The organism is Parashewanella curva, assembly GCF_003675895.1.
Taxonomy (GTDB): Bacteria; Pseudomonadota; Gammaproteobacteria; order Enterobacterales; family Shewanellaceae; genus Parashewanella; species Parashewanella curva.
This window is the reverse complement of record NZ_ML014933.1, coordinates 1-1,605: the sequence shown is the minus strand read 5'-3', so window position 1 is coordinate 1,605 and position 1,605 is coordinate 1. Positions and strand designations below refer to the sequence as shown.

Below are 1,605 nucleotides of genomic sequence, written 5' to 3'. Positions count from 1 at the left end.
CTTGATACTTATTGAGCCTTCTCCCAGCTTAGCGACGAATCGCTAAGCTTTAGGCAACCAAACCAAAACAGGAGAAGACTCAATGAGATTCTATAACAAATTGCATCCATATTACTGTGGAATCGATCTACACGCCAGAATGCTGTACGTCTGCATCATTGATGACAAAGGCAATAAAGTAGAGCATCAAAAAATAAAAGCGTGTCCTACAGCATTAATGAACTTAATTTCGCCTTATCTTAAAGGTTTAGTCCTTGGTGTAGAGTGCATGCATTGTTGGTACTGGGTCAGTAATTTTTGCAAACAACACCTCATTGATTTTGTTTTAGGCCATGCTTTATACATGAGGGCAATCCATGGCGGTAAAGCGAAGAACGACAAAGTGGATTCCTACAAGATTGCGAATTTACTTCGAGGAGGCAACTTTCCAGTGGCTTACGATTATCCAGAAACCATGCGCTCAACTCGTGATTTACTGAGAAGACGCACTCGTATCGTTCGTCATGGTGCAGACCTAAAAGCCCATGTATCAAACACGTTTAGTCAATACAACATGCCAGCCCATGATTTGAATTTACGTTACCCCTCAGACAGAGAAAAGCTTCGCAACGTATTTGAAGATAGCTCAGTACAACGTAACATCGATATGGATTTAAATCTCGTTGATTTTTACAACAAAGAGCTCAGCCAAGTCGAACAATTTATCTTAAAAAACGCCAAGCAGCACAACCCACAAGACTATCAAATTCTCAATACCTTTCCAGGTATCGGGCTCATTCTCAGTTTGACTATCCTTTATGAAATTGGTGATATCCGACGCTTTGATACCGTACAAAAGTTTGCGTCTTACAGTCGGCTCATCAAATGTAAGGCCGAATCCAATGACAAGATTTACGGTACTCAAGGAAACAAAATCGGTAACGCCCATCTCAAGTGGGCATTCAGTGAGGCCGCCGTGCTTTACTTAAGAGGTAATGACAAAGCTAAAAAATACCTCGATAAACTTCAAAAGCGCATGAGCAAAGGCAAAGCCTTATCAGCGCTTGCACACAAAATCGGACGTTGTGTCTATTTCATGTTAAGGAACAAAACAGTATTTGACGAAACTAGGTTTTTAACGAGTTAAGTCGTGCAATGATGTGAGCTGAACGTCTAACTGGCTACAATCCAGAGTCTGAAACCGATATCAATACGTCCCTAGTGAAAGCTAAAACCTATTGATAGATAGACCGATACGGGCAGCCCGATTTCTTGATTAGCCGCATCATTGGCACGCATTACTAGCTTTAAACAATTTATCACTTACACCTTAGCTGAGCCTGAAACTAACTCGGCATTAACGCTGACCACTTTGCTTGAATAGTGCCAGTCTAGGGTTAACCGATGAATGTCTAGTGCCCCTGCTCAATGAGCTGTACCACCGAAGCAGGCCGTGGTGAGACCACAATAAGAGAGCCTCAATATGTGTTTGCCGTAAGTGATGACTTAATGGCGACCAAGACAGCCGAAGTAAGAGGTATTGTAAAAAGCACCAAAGGCACTGACTTCTACGAAGTCAGAAAGATTTTTAGTGCCTATTGACTAGCAGGGGGCTCATATGTGTTA

General features: G+C 42.1%; 2 protein-coding genes. Both read left to right on the top strand.

Translation table 11 applies throughout. The annotated features are described in order from the left end of the window. Positions 1–82: 82 nt before the first annotated feature. On the top strand, positions 83–1,126 hold the full coding sequence (locus D5018_RS21275; RefSeq protein WP_121840966.1) for an IS110 family RNA-guided transposase: 1,044 nt from the start codon (positions 83–85) through the stop codon (positions 1,124–1,126). 281 nt (positions 1,127–1,407) lie between these two features. After that, positions 1,408–1,581, top strand: coding sequence for a hypothetical protein (locus D5018_RS21885; protein WP_165905152.1), 174 nt, complete (start codon positions 1,408–1,410; stop codon positions 1,579–1,581). The last annotated feature ends 24 nt before the right edge of the window (positions 1,582–1,605 follow it).